Genomic DNA, 15506 nt, shown 5'->3' with positions numbered 1-15506 from the left:
TAATGAACGGAGGACAATTTTCATGCATACATTATTTATGGTCTTATTAATTATTGATTGTATTGCATTAATTACTGTTGTATTACTCCAAGAAAGTAAAAGTAATGGACTTTCGGGTGCGATTAGTGGGGGCGCTGAACAGTTATTTGGTAAGCAAAAACAACGTGGCGTCGATTTATTCTTGCATAGATTAACAATTGTGTTAGCCATCATTTTCTTTTTAATAATGATTGGAATAAGTTATTTTGGTTTATAAGGTCCGACGATATCAATGTCGGGCTTTTTTATTTATAATAGAGTTAACACATTTTATAATGAAATCATTATTTTAATATGATCATCAATGCATATTTTTAAGCTATTAAGGGAATAAAATAGATTGATTATATAATGAATACAATCTATTAGTACAAAATAAAAAAGTAATCATATTATAATTTTTGTTAGAGAGGGATAAAAAATGCAAATTAAGTTACCTCAACCTTTCTTTTTCCAAGAAGGTAAAAGAGCAGTCTTACTCTTACATGGATTCACCGGTAATTCATCTGATGTAAGACAACTTGGTAGATTTTTACAAAAAAAGGGTTATACTTCCTATGCACCACAGTATGAAGGGCATGCTGCGCCACCAGAAGAGATATTAAAATCTAGTCCATATGTATGGTTTAAAGATGTACTTGATGGCTATGATTATCTTGTAGAACAAGGTTATGAAGATATAGCGGTAGCTGGATTGTCATTAGGCGGTGTATTTGCATTGAAGTTAAGTTTAAACCGTCCTGTAAAAGGTATCATAACAATGTGTGCACCTGCCGAAGTAAAAACAGAAGGTACAATCTATGAAGGTTTTTTAGAATATGCACGTAATTTTAAAAAATATGAAGGTAAAGACCAAGCAACGATTGATAAAGAAATGGAAGATTTTCATCCTACTGAAACACTCAAAGAACTTAGTGATACGTTAAGTGGTGTGCGTAATGATGTAGATGAAGTTTTAGATCCTATTTTAGTAGTTCAAGCTGAAAAAGATGAAATGATTGATCCTCAGTCAGCAAATTATATATATGAAAATGTAGATTCAGATGAAAAACAAATTAAATGGTATGCAAATTCAGGACATGTCATTACAATTGATAAAGAAAAAGAACAAGTGTTTGAAGATGTATATGAGTTTTTAGAAGGATTAGACTGGTCTGAATAAATCATAAAAATAATTGATTAAAGAAAGGAGGGGCATGATGAATTTAAAGCAATCCATTGAAGAAATTGTAAAACAACCTGATTATGAACCGATGTCTGTATCAGACTTTCAAGATGCTTTAGGTCTTAGTAGTGCCGACTCATTTAGAGAATTAATAAAGGTGCTCGTTGAACTTGAACAAGTAGGATTGGTAGAGCGAACAAAGACAGATCGCTATCAACGTAAAGCATCAAATAAGAATTTAAGTTCAAAATTAATAAGAGGTACTTTAAGTCAAAATAAAAAAGGCTTTGCTTTTTTACGCCCAGAAAACGAAGAATTTGAAGATATTTTTATTCCACCAACAAAGATTAACCGTGCTTTAGATGGAGATACAGTAATAGTTGAATTACAAAAATCCAGAGGAGAGCATCGTGGAAAAGTTGAAGGTGAAGTAAAATCTATAGAAAAACATTCTGTCACACAAGTGGTAGGTACGTATAGTGAAGCAAAACATTTTGGTTTTGTCATTCCTGATGATAAACGTATTATGCAAGATATATTTATACCTAAAGGACAGAGTCTTGGAGCCGTAGATGGTCATAAAGTACTTGTCCAAATCACAAAATATGCTGATGGCACAGATAATCCAGAAGGACATGTTTCTGCTATTCTAGGTCATAAAAATGATCCAGGAGTAGATATTCTTTCAATTATATATCAGCATGGAATTGAGATTGAATTTCCTGATGAGGTATTAAAAGAAGCGGAATCAGTCCCTGAAGAAATAAAACCCGAAGAAATTAAAGGACGAAGAGATTTAAGAAACGATCTTACAATTACAATAGATGGTGCAGATGCTAAAGATTTAGACGATGCAATTAGCGTTAAACGTCTAGATAATGGACATACGGAATTGACAGTAAGTATTGCAGACGTAAGTTATTACGTAAAAGAAGGCTCTGCGCTAGATAAAGAAGCTTATGATAGAGCAACGAGTGTATATTTAGTAGACCGTGTTATTCCAATGATTCCACACCGTTTAAGTAATGGTATCTGTTCATTAAATCCTGAAGTAGATCGTTTAACATTAAGTTGTCGTATGGAAATAAATGAGCGTGGCGAAGTGGTGAATCATGACATATTTGATAGTGTTATTCATTCAAACTATCGTATGACGTATGATGCAGTGAATCAAATTATTACCGAAAAAAATACAGAAGTGCGTCAACAATACAGTGAAATTGTTCCAATGTTAGATTTGGCACAAGATTTATCTAATCGACTTGTCCGTATGCGTAAACGTCGTGGTGAAATTGATTTTGATATTAATGAAGCTAAAGTATTGGTCAATCAAGAAGGCCTACCTACAGATGTAATATTGCGAGAACGTGGTGAAGGAGAGCGTTTAATTGAATCATTTATGTTAGCAGCCAATGAAACAGTTGCTGAACATTTTAACAAATTAGAAGTGCCATTTATTTATCGTGTTCATGAACAACCAAAATCAGATCGATTACGCCAGTTCTTCGACTTTATTACTAATTTTGGTATTATGGTTAAAGGCACAGGCGAAGATATTCATCCTTCAACATTACAATCTATCCAAGAAGAAGTTGAAGGTCGTTCTGAGCAAATGGTTATTTCAACAATGATGTTACGTTCAATGCAACAAGCACATTATGATGATACGAATTTAGGTCATTTTGGCTTGTCAGCAGAATATTATACACATTTTACTTCTCCGATTCGTCGTTATCCAGATTTAACTGTCCATCGCTTAATTCGTAAGTATCTTGTCGATCACTCTATGAATCATAAAGAGATGCATCAATGGGAAGAAACATTACCAGAATTAGCAGAACATACATCTCAACGTGAACGTCGTGCAATTGAAGCAGAAAGAGATACAGATGAGTTGAAGAAAGCAGAGTATATGATTCAACATATTGGCGATGAATTTGAAGGTATTGTAAGCTCTGTTGCCAATTTTGGTATGTTCATTGAATTACCAAATACGATAGAAGGTATGGTTCATATTTCTAATATGACAGATGATTATTATCAATTTGATGAACGACAAATGGCATTGATAGGTGAACGACATGCTAAAGTGTTTAGAATTGGTGATGAGGTAACAGTTAAAGTTACTCATGTAGACGTAGATGAACGCATGATAGATTTTCAAATTGTTGGCATGCCATTACCTAAAAAGGATAAATCACAGCGTCCTGCTCGTGGAAAAACGATTCAAGCTAAAACACGTGGTAAATCTTTAGATAAATCTAAAGACAATCATCAAAAAAACAAAAAGAAAAAGCGTAAACAACGTAAGGGTAAAAATCAACGTCAACTTGATAAACAAAGCTCAACTAAGCATAAACCTTTTTATAAAGATAAACATATTAAGAAAAAAGCGCGTCGTAAGAAAAAATAATCAGCAAAGAGGTGACATACATTAATGGCCAAGAAAAAAACAAAATCACCAGGTACGTTGGCTGAAAACCGTAAAGCAAGACATGATTATAATATTGAAGATACCATTGAAGCAGGCATTGTGCTTCAAGGTACAGAAATTAAATCGATTCGACGTGGTAGTGCGAACTTAAAAGATAGTTATGCACAAGTGAAGCGTGGAGAAATGTACATTAATAATATGCATATTGCTCCATACGAAGAAGGAAATCGTTTTAATCATGATCCATTACGGTCAAGAAAGTTGTTATTGCATAAAAAAGAGATTATCAAACTAGGCGAACGTACAAGAGAAATTGGATATTCGATTATTCCTTTAAAATTGTATTTAAAACATGGACAATGTAAAGTTTTATTAGGCATAGCTCGTGGTAAAAAACTGCATGATAAACGTCAAGCATTGAAAGATAAAGCAATGAAACGAGACGTTGATCGTGCAATGAAAGCCCGTTATTAAGCATAATTGTTGCTTAATCGGGCTCTATTTGTTATGATAAGTAAAGTTGTTTAAATTAAACTGTATCTTATATTTTATGATATTGCGGGGGCGTTTTTGGATTCGACAGGGGTCCCCCGAGCTTATTAAGCGTGTCGGAGGGTTGTCTCCGTCATCAACACATTCGGTTAAATATAACTGACAAATCAAACAATAATTTAGCAGTAGCTGCGTAATAGCGCTCTGCATCGCCTAACAGCATTTCCTATGTGCTGTTAACGCGATTCAACCCTAATAGGATATGCTAAACACTGCCGTTTGAAGTCTGTTTAGATGAAATTTAATCAAACTAGCATATTGTTGGTTGTCTGTTGCTTACCAATATGCGAAATGAATCAATAGACTACACACGTAGAAAGATTTGTATCAGGACCTCTGGACGCGGGTTCGAATCCCGCCGCCTCCATCTTATAGCTTGTAACCTTATTGGTTGCAGGTTTTTTTAATATATATTAGGGTAGTTTTAAAGAAAATAGTTTATAATTTAATTGTTTGGAGAGAAGTAATGAACAATCAATCAAAATATTTTCATCATGTAGAACATAGGAAATTTCAAAGTAGTTCAAAAGCAACGCTTTGGTCTTCTTTGATTATTACGCTGATTTTTACAATTGTAGAGTTTGTAGGTGGATTATATGCTAATTCACTTGCTTTATTATCAGATTCATTCCATATGTTAAGTGATGTTTTGGCACTAGGATTGTCTATGCTTGCTATTTATTTTGCAAGTAAGCCTCCAACGAAACATTATACGTATGGATTTTTAAGATTAGAAATTATTGTAGCTTTCTTAAATGGTTTAGCATTAATTGTTATTTCGTTAAGTATTATGTACGAAGGCATTTTGAGAATCATACATCCTGAACCGGTAGCAAGTGGTATTATGATATTTGTAGCTGTATTAGGTCTTATTATAAATATCATTTTAACACTTATTTTATTTAGATCTTTAAGAAAAGAAGATAATGTCAATATTCAAAGTGCATTATGGCATTTTTTCGGAGATTTATTAAATTCAATTGGCGTTATCGTAGCAGTAGTACTTATTCATTTTACTGGATGGGCAATTATTGATCCAATCATTAGTATCATCATTTCTCTTATCATTTTAAATGGTGGTTATAAAATAATTAAAAATGCTTGGAAAGTATTAATGGAGCGTATTCCAGATGGATATGATTCAGATGAAATTATTAATGCAATGAAAAGCGTTGAAGGCGTTATAGATGTGCATGAGTTTCATTTATGGAGCATCACTACAAACCATAGTTCATTGAGTGCTCATGTTGTTTTAAGTGATGAATATACTAAATGGCCGTATTCAACGGTTAATAAAGTTTCTGAATTGTTGAAAGAAAAATATAATTTAGAACATGTTACACTACAAATTGAAAATATTCATCTTAACCATTTAGACGAAGATTACTTTAAACAATACGAAGAATGATAATTAAATAGGAGTAGAAGCGATGGATAGTAAGAGCGCTTCTACTCCTTATTTTTAGTTTTTATTTATTTTTTTACTATCTATGCGTTCAGAATTGCCTTTGGATTTGTGTGCTTTTGGATTATTCTTTTTATGTGCACTTTCGTTTACATCTTTGACTGTATCATTACTATGACTACATGCACCTAATATTAGAAAGCTTGAAAGCGTTAGTAAGGCTAATTTTTTCATTGTCTCATCCCTTTGTTTTAAGTCGTATCATATTTTAGTATGGCATATTAAATGTAATATTCAATAAATATTTATAAATTTTAAAATGATGTCAAAAATAAAAGATAGAGCCTCAAAGCTCTACCTTTTTTATTATTAATTGTTTATTTGGTTTATATTATTATTCGTATTATTACTTTGTGTATTTTGAGTTGTATTTAATGTGCTATTTTGATTTACATTATTAGTGTTGTCTTTTGTTGTATTAGATTCATTTGTATGATTATATTGAGTACTATTTTGACTATTCTGGTTGTGAGTAGAATGAATTTGTTTTGAATCATTATTTGCTGAATTCGTCTGATATTGAGATGTGTCTTGTTGTTGTGTTGAAGGTTCTTGCTGTCGTTGTGTAGAATTTTGATTATTTGTAGTCGCATTATTTTGTTCAGTAGTTGGGTTTTCTTGTTGTATTGATTGTTGTGTAGTTGGTGATTCTGATGACTGAATTGAATTTTCTTCTGTGGCGGGTGTGTTTTCTTGAGTGGAAGGAGTATCCTGAATAGACTCATGTGATGTATCCTTATTATTTTTCTTAGAATTATTTTCTTTTTTATTGTTATTTTCTTTATTTGTTTTATTATCTTTAGGCTTTTCTTTTTTTATAGGAGTGATGTCACTTTTAGAGGGATTATTACTCTCAATGACTTTATGAATACCCAGTGCAAGCATACTTAATAAGATAATAATAATAGCCATAGCAAGCATTTTTAAGTAATTTTTATTTTTAAAAATAGCAATAATACCAAAAATAATGACTATACAAGCGATTAAAAATAAAGTAATGCCTAGATAGAATATAATTTTATCCATAACTGACCTCCATCATTATAATATGTCAATCAAATTTCACCATAAATATTACATAATAAATATTAATATTTATTTAACATTTTATTATTTTTTTAAAACAATTTAGTTGATAAAATTATTAATATAATAGTGTTATTCATTCGATTTATTGTAAATATTAATTTCTTCATTTTTAAAATTGATTGAAACATATAAATGTTCATCATATGTATTAATAGGAAGAGAGGGTGTATTCAGTTTAAACTCTGATAGAATTTTAAATGAACTGTTATTTAAAGGTTCAACTATAGATACATCATTTTCGTTTTGTTGTATAAGTAGATTTCTATTCGTCATATTATTAATTTTCCAATGATTCATGTAAACTCACCTCTATTAAAAATAAAAAGCCTGAAACATACTCAATACATATGTGCAGGCTTTAAAAGTTATATTCATAATTAAATAAATATATTTATTTAAGACTTTTAAGCAAATATTCTTGAATAGAAATAACTTGAAAAAATTAGATATTCTTAATTAAAGCTTTGTTCAATTTCAGTAAAAGCTTTATTTGTAACTTTAATATTATCAATTCTATCAGACATAATATTTCCATCTAGATAGCCATGATCAATAAGAACTTTGCAATTTTCTAAGAAATCACTATATTTTCTATCGCAAAAATAATCATCTTGAGCTGTAATACTATCTTTAAAATTATTTGCTTCTTCCTCTGTTTGTCCACTATTTGAACGTTCCATATATAGCTTATAAAATTTTGCTACTGTATATTTTTGTTCTTTAGTTAACTCGTCCATAGAAACGCCTCCTAAACTCATTACTTATATATACCCAAATTAATTTAATTAAAAAACTAAAAAAACGATATTACATTTATTGCGCTTTTTTAATACCTTGATCTACTGCTTCGGCAAATTTATAAAATGTTCTCGTATAATTTTTTGAATATCGTCTATTATTTTTATCTAATTTATTATGTTTAAAAAACAAAGCTCGCTGGCGGGTCGTCAATTCCAGTTGCACTCCTGTATCTTTTTTATCTCTATTAATAATATTATTATAGGAAAGGGCCTCAATTCCTTTAGGCGTTTTTTGTACTGTAAATCCATGATGAGTTAATGAATGACGTAATGTTTGAACTAATTTTTTATCTTTACCACCTACGTAAACAATGGGTTCATCGCCTGCATATCCGTGAATAGATATTGTTTTTGACGAATGGTTGAGCATATCTAATAATTGAGGTTCATCAAAAACAGTAGAAGTAATATGTAGTTGAGCATTATTATCTGAACGTAGACCTTCAAATGAATAAAAATTATATTGACCAATATTTGAAATACGGCGAGCGAGTTCAGTGGTTCCAGGTTCAATACTTCCACCATGAATAGCTGTAATTAAGGTATCGCTGTGCTTACGGTGTTTTGTGATTATTTTCCAATCTTTATTTTTTGTTGTATGTTGTTTTAAATCATTAAAGTTAGCATAGTAATCTAAGGATTGATGTTGTTTTAACTCAAAATGTTTATAAAAGTAAAGAAAGAGAAGAATAAATAATATAATAATAAGAGTTAAAAACATATAATAAAAGAATCGATAATGTAATTTTTTGTTTTTCATAAAAATAAGTTGTTCCTTTATATATCATTTCTTAGTATAGAAAAGTATAGTGTAACGCCATATTCTTTAACTATTAGTATTTTTTTACTAGCTTAAGACGATAGTCATTATTAAAATTATCAACTAAAGCATATGGAGAGATAATTAGTAAACCATGATCATTTATCGTATCTTTACTTACACCATATTTGTATGCTTGATAGATAATTTTAGTACAATAAGTAAAGCGTTCACTTTTTAAATTAAGTGTAACTAAATAAGTTTTATCACTATTTTTATAATGAGCTTTTGCCCAATTAGCTGCTTTTTGACCTGCATTAGGATACTCACAACGATATATTTTAATCCAATCATTTTTTTTAACGCCAAATCGCTGTTTAAATGATTCGAAAGATTCAATAATAGGCTTATCGCCGGGTCCTTCAATTTGTAAAACTGTATCATGATCTAAAGCAATACTTGAATGTCCAAAGAAACCAAATAATACCGGACCTTTTGTAAGAATAATATCACCAGGTTGTAATTTGAAATCATTTCCTTTTTCTGAAGATGAAGAAGTGGAACTTATAGATGCATAAGTATGAGAAGAGAACGCGAAAAATAGTAATAAAATGAAAATCACAAATATAATACGTTTCAATTGAATAATCTTCAATTTATATCTCCTTAATCGTTTTATAGAGAAACATATAAAAAAGAACAAAATAAAATCGTATTTTGTTCTTTTAAACCCTATTTATAAAATACCAAATAATAGTATATATATCAGTAAAGCAAAACCAAAAATATAGAAGATGACTGTAAAGCCTAAATATGATTCTTTACGTTCTTCTTTTTTAGATTTTAGCAATAACCCTAATATAATTGAAGCAGCAACAACAAATATAATACCCAGCCAAAGTAAAATCGTTAAATGTGTACTCATTTGTAAACCTCCCACATTTTAATTAAAAAAAGTTATATATCAGTGGATATATATAATATAAAAAAATGATTAGATTAGTTAAAAAAATTATTTCGCTTATAAGGTTTTTATCCAAGATAGCGGCAATTAAACTGAATGAAATAGTGAGGCCACATATGATTAAACCAGGTATGAGCCAGAAATAATCATCTAACTTAGGAAAATAGGTGACAATAATGTTAAAACCTAGAAATAAAAGGGTAATCATAATATTAATCCAAAATAATTTATTAATATTCATAGGTAGTGTCACCTCTATAACAATGATGTCTTTTTTATCATCATATCACTTCTTTAAAAGAAAGGTAAAACTTTAATTCTTATTAAAAGAATGACTTCGTAAATTTACATAAAAAAACTGGCGATTAAACTAAAATGTACTCATCGGCAGTCATAAATATGTATGATTAACTAATAAACGTATCAATTAAAAGGGGAAATCAAAAAAGTAAATAAAAGAGTATAAAAATTCGAAAAATCGTCACATTTACAGAAAATTAATATTCGCATAGAATGTTTTTAGTGAATAATTAGAAATAAAGTGTTTTAATTATTTTAATAAAATCAATTAAAACATTACAACTCTTATAAAAAATATAACTTACTGATGTGATTATATATAAATAAACATCATTCATTTAGAAACAATAAGATGATAGGAGATACTGAAATGTTGTAATGTGAGGAGGAAAAAAATGACATTTTATGATTTTGTTATTGGATTTATTAATGATGATACACCACTAGGAAGTTTAGCAAACTACATTGTAAATGATCATAAATTTCCCAAAAACGAACGCAATAATAAAGAAATTAGAGCATATGTGATGTCAAATTACGTTGATCACCAACTAATTGAAAGCGCTAATCGAGCAATGAGTCTCTATAAATTAATTTGAATTAGGATAGTACCAATTTTGTTGCTTTAACGCATTCCATATATCTTTAGTTTTAAAGTTTAATTCATTATCTCTAATTGAAAAAGGTTCTATAATTTCTCTATCTAACCACGAATGAATAAGTTCACTAGGAACTCCATCAAGTAACATTTCTGATTTACTTATTACAAAACATTCCCAATCTAATGAGAGCTTATTAGGATTGACATAATTGTATTGATGATGATCATTCACAATGAACGCTCCTTTATTTGTAAAACTTATAATTCATTATACCCATCACAATGAGAACCAAACGTGTATTAATTAATTTTTTACCTTTATTTATTTTTAAGTATAAAAAAATTAAGATATACTATGTATGGATTATAAAGTGGTGTAAAAGAAAGTTGCCTATATTATTTAAAAAATATATTGAGGTGAATGTAATGAGTAAAATACTCTATTTAATGAGACATGGACAAACTATGTTTAATTTAAGAGGGAAAGTACAAGGTGCAAGTGATTCTCCACTTACTGAATTAGGAATATCTCAAGCGAAGCAAGCAGGTCATTACTTTAAACATAATCATATTACTTTTGACGAAGCATATTCATCTAGTTCGGAACGGGCATGTGATACGTTAGAAAATGTTTTACCTGAACAAGCATATCAACGTAATAAAGGATTAAAAGAATGGAGTTTTGGACTATTTGAAGGGGATAGTGTTCAATTATTGGATGCAGTTTGGGATAAACACGACATTTTTGGAACTAGACTACGCTCTTTCGGAGGAGAAACGAAACATGAAGTTGAACATCGTATCGTTACGACATTAAGTAATTTATTAGAGTCCTCTAATGGAAAAACATTCTTAGCGGTAAGCCATGGTACATCCATTCAGGTTTTTTTAAGAAAATGGATAGGTGATGATATGGCAAATCAATATATCATTGGAAATTGTTGTATTTTAAAATTTATTTATACACATGGAAAGTTTGAATTTCTCGATATGGTGGATCCTACAATCGATGATGCCAATAAGTAAAATCATTATCCTGACTATTTAATATCATAGAGTAGCCAATGAACATCAAAATAAGTATCATCTACTTTAAATGAGTTTTTTTCAATCCCTAAAGTTTCAAAACCAAGTGCAGTGAAAAAAATCTTTGCACCAATATGATTTGAGGTAATACAAGTCATTAGTTTTTCAATATGACGAGACTTTGCATAATTAATCACTTCACAGATTAAATTTTGCAAAGTAATCTCGTCTTTTTTGTCTTTTAAAAAGAGATTTTCTAACATTGCTTTATGTTGTGTGCCCACTTGTTTGAGTTGTCGCAATGTAACACCAGCCACAAGTTTTTCATTTTTAAAATTGCCAAAAATATTACAATACTCTTCTTCTTTAGATAGAATGTGTTTTAAGTAATTTGGAGACACATGTTGAAAATAAAGTTTATCCCATGAATAAGTATGTGAATCATTTGATATTAAAGTAATATATTGATTTAAATCGTTGTTAGTAAGAATTCTAACTTCTGACATTATACTCACCTCAAATTATTATTAGCATTTAAAAATCTATTTATACAAATTAATTGAATTATAAAAATTTTATAAAGTTTAATTAATAACTATATCCATAGAATAGCCTATTTTTAAAAATTATACAAAAAGTGTGAGAATACATAGATGTTAGAATATTATCTATCATACATCGATATCTTCAAACTTAATTGTTAGATAGGAAATGAAATGGAGTGGAACGGAATTCAATTTGAATTTGTCGTTCAATTCTAGCAATACATCCCCAAGGACGTAAATGTTCTTATTGAAAGTCATTATGTTAACTTTCATACTACTATTGAAATAACTTGATATCAGCTCTTTTTAATTCAGTCTTTATCTATCAACACATAAAAAAATCCTGAGACATAATGAGGTGTCTCAGGGTTTTTTAAAATTATAAAATTTTGATTTTAAAGAGTAATGCTAATTAGTCAACAACTTGAACATTTAAATCTACATCGATGTTGCCACGAGTTGCTTTTGAATATGGACAGAATTCGTGAGCATCTTGTAGATATTTTTCAGCGTCTTCTTGAGATAATACATTTTTAACTTTTGCATCAATAGATACGCTTAATTTTGGACTTTCAGCATTTGGATCATCTTCTAAGCGTACAGTTAAAGTTACCTCAGGTTCTGCTCCGCGAACTTTGTTTTGTTTTAAAATAAGGTCATATGCACCATTGAAGCATGAAGCATAGCCAGCTGCGAATAATTGTTCAGGGTTAGTTGCGTTTCCATCTGCTTGTTGTGGTGGTAATACATCTACATTTATTGCATTATCGTCTGTGTGTACGTGTCCTTTACGTCCACCAACGTTTGTTGCTTTAGTTTCATATTGAACTGCCATTATTATTACCTCCTAAATTCGAATACAATTATTATATACCCAACTAAAAAGTTTTAAATCATGATCTGTAAAAATTAAAAAGAATTTTAAACATTGGCGAGTGTGACATAAATAGTTTAAAATAATATAAAATTGTAAATGGCAAGAAAAGAAGGGATTATATGGCAGAAGTAAAGGTAGCTGCAACCATAGCACCTCAAGATATAATAGATAATGAAACGTTAAATAGTATCAATGATAATCATGCATATATAGATATCATTGAGTTGCGTATAGATCAGTGGGAGAGTCATCATCACGAACTTTTAATGAAAAACCTTTCACTTCTAAATGAAATAAAGAATCATTTCAAAATATTGGTGACATATCGCACAATTTCTCAAGGTGGAAAAGGTCAGTTAACTAATAAAGAATATTTACAGTTAATTGAAACAATTTCCTCAATAGATGAATGTCAAATGATAGATATAGAATGGGAGTCAAATATTGAGGTTGAGACGCATAAGCGTATTATAGAAAATGCACATCGTCATCAGAAACAAATAATTGTGTCCTATCATAATTTTTTAGAAACGCCACCGTTAGAAGAATTAAAATTCACATATTATAAAATGCAAAAATTAAATCCTGAGTATGTAAAAATTGCAGTAATGCCTAAGGAAAAACAGGACGTAGCAATGCTATTAGAAGCAGTAGCTTATACATCTAAAGCGATTTCTCAACAAGTTATTGGAATATCTATGTCTCATTTAGGATTAGTGAGCCGAACTGCTCAAGGTGTTTTTGGGGGTACAGTGTCATATGGTTGCTTAGGTGAACCTCAAGCACCAGGGCAGATTCATGTTAAAGAACTAAAAAAACAATTATTATTTTACGAAAGCATGTAGTATACATTGAAATGTCATCGATATCCGCGTATAATTGATAATAGTTATCAATATAGAGGAGCGATAATTGTGGAATTACAAGAAGTAATTTCTTTAAGAAGAAGTATAAAGAAATTTAAACATGATATGGTGATTAATGATGAAGATGTATTTAAAGCCATAGAACAAGCTACTGACGCTCCTAATCATGGTATGAGAGAACCGTGGAGAGTTATTCATGTTTCTAAAGATAGATTAGGAGATATGAGTAGAGATATTACACGTTTTGCCTTTCCAAATAGTCCAGAAAAACAAGAAGATCATTATAACGCGGTGACAAATTTAGGAGGTATGTTAGTTTTAGTACTTAAAACTGACCCACGACAACGACAAAATCGCGAAAACTTTTTTGCGATGGGTGCATACACTCAGAATCTAATGTTATTACTTTATGAAAAAGGTATTGGTACATGTTGGAAAACGCCATTGTACATCTTTGAACCAAAAGTAAGAAAAGCGTTTGGTATTGCTAAAGATGAAGCTATTGCAGGTTTATTGTATCTTACTGATTTAGAAGAGGTACCACCTAAAGCAAAACGTAAAAATAAACATTTAATCTCAGAATACTAAAGAAACCACACTCAAAATAACGAGTGTGGTTCTTTAATTATTTATTAAATGTTTCTTTTAAGAATGATTCAACTTGTTCAGGTGATTTTGCATTAGCAGAATGCAAATGAGCTTGTTTTTGACCATTTTCAAATATAAGTAAACTTGGGATACCCATGACTTCATTGTCTGATGCTACATCTTCTAATTCATCACGATTTACAGAATACCATTTATAGTCGTTATACTTGTCAACGATTGGATCAATCCACATATCCATTGCTTTACAATCAGGACACCAACCAGCTTCAAATTTTACAATTACAGGTTGTTCACTTTGAATAACTGAATTAAATTCTTCAGTAGTAGTAATATTTTTCATACTTTACACTCCTTTTAGCTTGTTTTATATATTATAACTAATTACTAATATTTAGAAAAAAATAAAGCTTAAAAAGTAGAGCGTTTATTTAAATAATTTGATATATTTATAATAAGTTTAAATAGGAGGATAATACTGAATGATTAAATTTTATCAATATCCAAAATGCACAACTTGTAAAAAAGCTGCTCGATTTTTAGATGAGCATGGAGTGAGTTATGAGTCTATAGATATTGTGCAACACACACCTACAAAACAAGAATTCAAAGAGTTAGTAGTTAAATCAGAAGTGGAAATAAATAAATTCTTTAATACACATGGTGTGAAATATAGAGAACTTGGTTTGAAAGATAAATTAAAAGAATTATCTAATGATGAAAAATTAGAACTCTTAGCCTCAGATGGAATGTTGGTAAAACGTCCGCTAGCGGTTTCAGGTGAAAAAGTTACATTAGGTTTTAATGAAGAACAATATAAAGATGTATGGTTATAGAAAGTATAATCACAACTTTTAATATTAATAGTTGAATGAAAACTTACGGTATGGCATCATTAAATTGTAATTATTTTTAGGAGGGGATTTTCGTGGCAGTACCGAGCGAATTCAAATATTCTAAGGAACATGAATGGGTTAAAGTTGAAGGAAATACGGCAACAATTGGTATTACTGAATACGCGCAAGGCGAATTAGGAGACATCGTATTTGTCGAATTACCAGATGTCGATGAAGAAATTAATGAAGGGGATACATTTGGTAGTGTTGAATCAGTAAAGACAGTATCTGAATTGTATGCACCTGTCTCTGGTAAAATTGTTGAAACAAATGACGAATTAGAAGATAGTCCAGAATTTGTTAATGAATCACCTTATGAAAAAGCGTGGATGGTAAAAGTTGAATTAAATGATGAAAGTCAATTAGATGAATTGCTATCAGCTGAACAATATTCTGAAATGATTGGCGAATAATTTTAAAAAACTCCTTGATATTGAATCTAGGAGTTTTTTATATATTATATTAATTATCTGTAAATTGTGTTTATATTCATCAATAACGTGAAAAAGTAAATGATTGTT

General features: G+C 30.0%; 23 protein-coding genes and 1 other RNA gene. 12 read left to right on the top strand and 12 right to left on the bottom strand.

The window, feature by feature from the left end:
- Positions 1 to 22: 22 nt before the first annotated feature.
- From secG to NST64_RS09335, 6 genes are all read left to right on the top strand, one after another.
- Positions 23 to 256 carry a preprotein translocase subunit SecG gene (secG, locus tag NST64_RS09360; RefSeq protein ID WP_002448159.1) on the top strand — a complete coding sequence of 78 codons (234 nt, stop codon included), beginning with the start codon at positions 23 to 25 and terminating at the stop codon, positions 254 to 256.
- Between the two features lie 204 nt (positions 257 to 460).
- Positions 461 to 1201 (top strand): alpha/beta hydrolase, encoded by a 741-nt coding sequence (locus tag NST64_RS09355; protein WP_049418667.1) that lies wholly within the window; start codon positions 461 to 463, stop codon positions 1199 to 1201.
- A gap of 37 nt (positions 1202 to 1238) precedes the next feature.
- The gene (gene rnr, locus NST64_RS09350; RefSeq protein WP_049418669.1) at positions 1239 to 3617 is read left to right on the top strand and encodes a ribonuclease R; all 2379 of its coding nucleotides are present in this window, start codon (positions 1239 to 1241) and stop codon (positions 3615 to 3617) included.
- A gap of 24 nt (positions 3618 to 3641) precedes the next feature.
- Positions 3642 to 4112 (top strand): SsrA-binding protein SmpB, encoded by a 471-nt coding sequence (gene smpB, locus NST64_RS09345; protein ID WP_002448235.1) that lies wholly within the window; start codon positions 3642 to 3644, stop codon positions 4110 to 4112.
- Between the two features lie 86 nt (positions 4113 to 4198).
- Positions 4199 to 4560: a transfer-messenger RNA gene (gene ssrA, locus NST64_RS09340) on the top strand.
- 96 nt (positions 4561 to 4656) lie between these two features.
- Positions 4657 to 5598: a cation diffusion facilitator family transporter gene (locus NST64_RS09335; protein ID WP_049418670.1), complete on the top strand. Its 942-nt coding sequence runs from the start codon at positions 4657 to 4659 to the stop codon at positions 5596 to 5598.
- Positions 5599 to 5652: 54 nt separating this feature from the next.
- Here NST64_RS09335 and NST64_RS09330 read toward each other — a convergent pair whose 3' ends face one another.
- From NST64_RS09330 to tsaA, 8 genes are all read right to left on the bottom strand, one after another.
- Positions 5653 to 5829, bottom strand: coding sequence for a hypothetical protein (locus NST64_RS09330; protein WP_002455572.1), 177 nt, complete (start codon positions 5827 to 5829; stop codon positions 5653 to 5655).
- 135 nt (positions 5830 to 5964) lie between these two features.
- Complete coding sequence (locus NST64_RS09325; RefSeq protein ID WP_049418672.1) at positions 5965 to 6681, bottom strand: hypothetical protein; 717 nt, start codon at positions 6679 to 6681, stop codon at positions 5965 to 5967.
- A 132-nt stretch (positions 6682 to 6813) separates the two neighbouring features.
- On the bottom strand, positions 6814 to 7041 hold the full coding sequence (locus NST64_RS09320; protein WP_002455571.1) for a hypothetical protein: 228 nt from the start codon (positions 7039 to 7041) through the stop codon (positions 6814 to 6816).
- 155 nt (positions 7042 to 7196) lie between these two features.
- On the bottom strand, positions 7197 to 7481 hold the full coding sequence (locus NST64_RS09315; RefSeq protein ID WP_002448116.1) for a hypothetical protein: 285 nt from the start codon (positions 7479 to 7481) through the stop codon (positions 7197 to 7199).
- A gap of 76 nt (positions 7482 to 7557) precedes the next feature.
- Positions 7558 to 8304, bottom strand: coding sequence for a poly-gamma-glutamate hydrolase family protein (locus NST64_RS09310; protein WP_002448118.1), 747 nt, complete (start codon positions 8302 to 8304; stop codon positions 7558 to 7560).
- A 73-nt stretch (positions 8305 to 8377) separates the two neighbouring features.
- Positions 8378 to 8944 (bottom strand): lipoprotein N-acylation protein LnsA, encoded by a 567-nt coding sequence (gene lnsA, locus NST64_RS09305; protein ID WP_369962964.1) that lies wholly within the window; start codon positions 8942 to 8944, stop codon positions 8378 to 8380.
- A gap of 96 nt (positions 8945 to 9040) precedes the next feature.
- On the bottom strand, positions 9041 to 9229 hold the full coding sequence (gene tsaT / locus NST64_RS09300) for a type II toxin-antitoxin system toxin TsaT (protein ID WP_002448257.1): 189 nt from the start codon (positions 9227 to 9229) through the stop codon (positions 9041 to 9043).
- A gap of 22 nt (positions 9230 to 9251) precedes the next feature.
- Positions 9252 to 9509: a type II toxin-antitoxin system antitoxin TsaA gene (tsaA, locus tag NST64_RS09295; protein WP_002455569.1), complete on the bottom strand. Its 258-nt coding sequence runs from the start codon at positions 9507 to 9509 to the stop codon at positions 9252 to 9254.
- 454 nt (positions 9510 to 9963) lie between these two features.
- On the opposite strand from tsaA, the gene NST64_RS09290 reads away from it, so the two are divergent.
- Positions 9964 to 10167 carry a sterile alpha motif-like domain-containing protein gene (locus NST64_RS09290; protein WP_002448195.1) on the top strand — a complete coding sequence of 68 codons (204 nt, stop codon included), beginning with the start codon at positions 9964 to 9966 and terminating at the stop codon, positions 10165 to 10167.
- On the opposite strand, the gene NST64_RS09285 is transcribed toward NST64_RS09290, so the two are convergent.
- Complete coding sequence (locus NST64_RS09285; protein WP_002448133.1) at positions 10159 to 10401, bottom strand: hypothetical protein; 243 nt, start codon at positions 10399 to 10401, stop codon at positions 10159 to 10161. The two genes, NST64_RS09290 and NST64_RS09285, sit on opposite strands and share 9 nt — an antisense overlap.
- A 194-nt stretch (positions 10402 to 10595) precedes the next feature.
- Here NST64_RS09285 and NST64_RS09280 point away from each other — a divergent pair, with 194 nt between their 5' ends.
- Entirely contained in the window at positions 10596 to 11195 is a 600-nt protein-coding gene (locus tag NST64_RS09280; protein WP_107632357.1) for a histidine phosphatase family protein, read from the top strand.
- A 14-nt stretch (positions 11196 to 11209) separates the two neighbouring features.
- Here NST64_RS09280 and NST64_RS09275 read toward each other — a convergent pair whose 3' ends face one another.
- Both NST64_RS09275 and NST64_RS09270 read right to left on the bottom strand, forming a co-directional pair.
- Complete coding sequence (locus NST64_RS09275) at positions 11210 to 11701, bottom strand: GNAT family N-acetyltransferase (RefSeq protein WP_002448223.1); 492 nt, start codon at positions 11699 to 11701, stop codon at positions 11210 to 11212.
- Positions 11702 to 12152: 451 nt separating this feature from the next.
- Entirely contained in the window at positions 12153 to 12575 is a 423-nt protein-coding gene (locus tag NST64_RS09270) for an organic hydroperoxide resistance protein (protein WP_002448074.1), read from the bottom strand.
- 161 nt (positions 12576 to 12736) lie between these two features.
- On the opposite strand from NST64_RS09270, the gene aroD reads away from it, so the two are divergent.
- Complete coding sequence (gene aroD / locus NST64_RS09265; protein ID WP_049418674.1) at positions 12737 to 13462, top strand: type I 3-dehydroquinate dehydratase; 726 nt, start codon at positions 12737 to 12739, stop codon at positions 13460 to 13462.
- Positions 13463 to 13531: 69 nt separating this feature from the next.
- Positions 13532 to 14071: a nitroreductase family protein gene (locus tag NST64_RS09260; RefSeq protein ID WP_002448165.1), complete on the top strand. Its 540-nt coding sequence runs from the start codon at positions 13532 to 13534 to the stop codon at positions 14069 to 14071.
- Between the two features lie 37 nt (positions 14072 to 14108).
- Here NST64_RS09260 and NST64_RS09255 read toward each other — a convergent pair whose 3' ends face one another.
- Positions 14109 to 14432 carry a thioredoxin family protein gene (locus NST64_RS09255; protein WP_002448188.1) on the bottom strand — a complete coding sequence of 108 codons (324 nt, stop codon included), beginning with the start codon at positions 14430 to 14432 and terminating at the stop codon, positions 14109 to 14111.
- Positions 14433 to 14571: 139 nt separating this feature from the next.
- Between NST64_RS09255 and NST64_RS09250 the strand changes: the two genes are divergently transcribed.
- Together NST64_RS09250 and gcvH are read left to right on the top strand one after the other, a co-directional pair.
- On the top strand, positions 14572 to 14925 hold the full coding sequence (locus NST64_RS09250) for an arsenate reductase family protein (RefSeq protein ID WP_002455565.1): 354 nt from the start codon (positions 14572 to 14574) through the stop codon (positions 14923 to 14925).
- Between the two features lie 92 nt (positions 14926 to 15017).
- Positions 15018 to 15398: a glycine cleavage system protein GcvH gene (gene gcvH, locus NST64_RS09245; protein ID WP_049418676.1), complete on the top strand. Its 381-nt coding sequence runs from the start codon at positions 15018 to 15020 to the stop codon at positions 15396 to 15398.
- Positions 15399 to 15506 lie beyond the last annotated feature (108 nt).

The organism is Staphylococcus sp. FSL W8-1268 (assembly GCF_038003965.1).
GTDB lineage: Bacteria > Bacillota > Bacilli > Staphylococcales > Staphylococcaceae > Staphylococcus > Staphylococcus hominis.
This window is presented reverse-complemented; position numbering and strand designations above follow the sequence as displayed.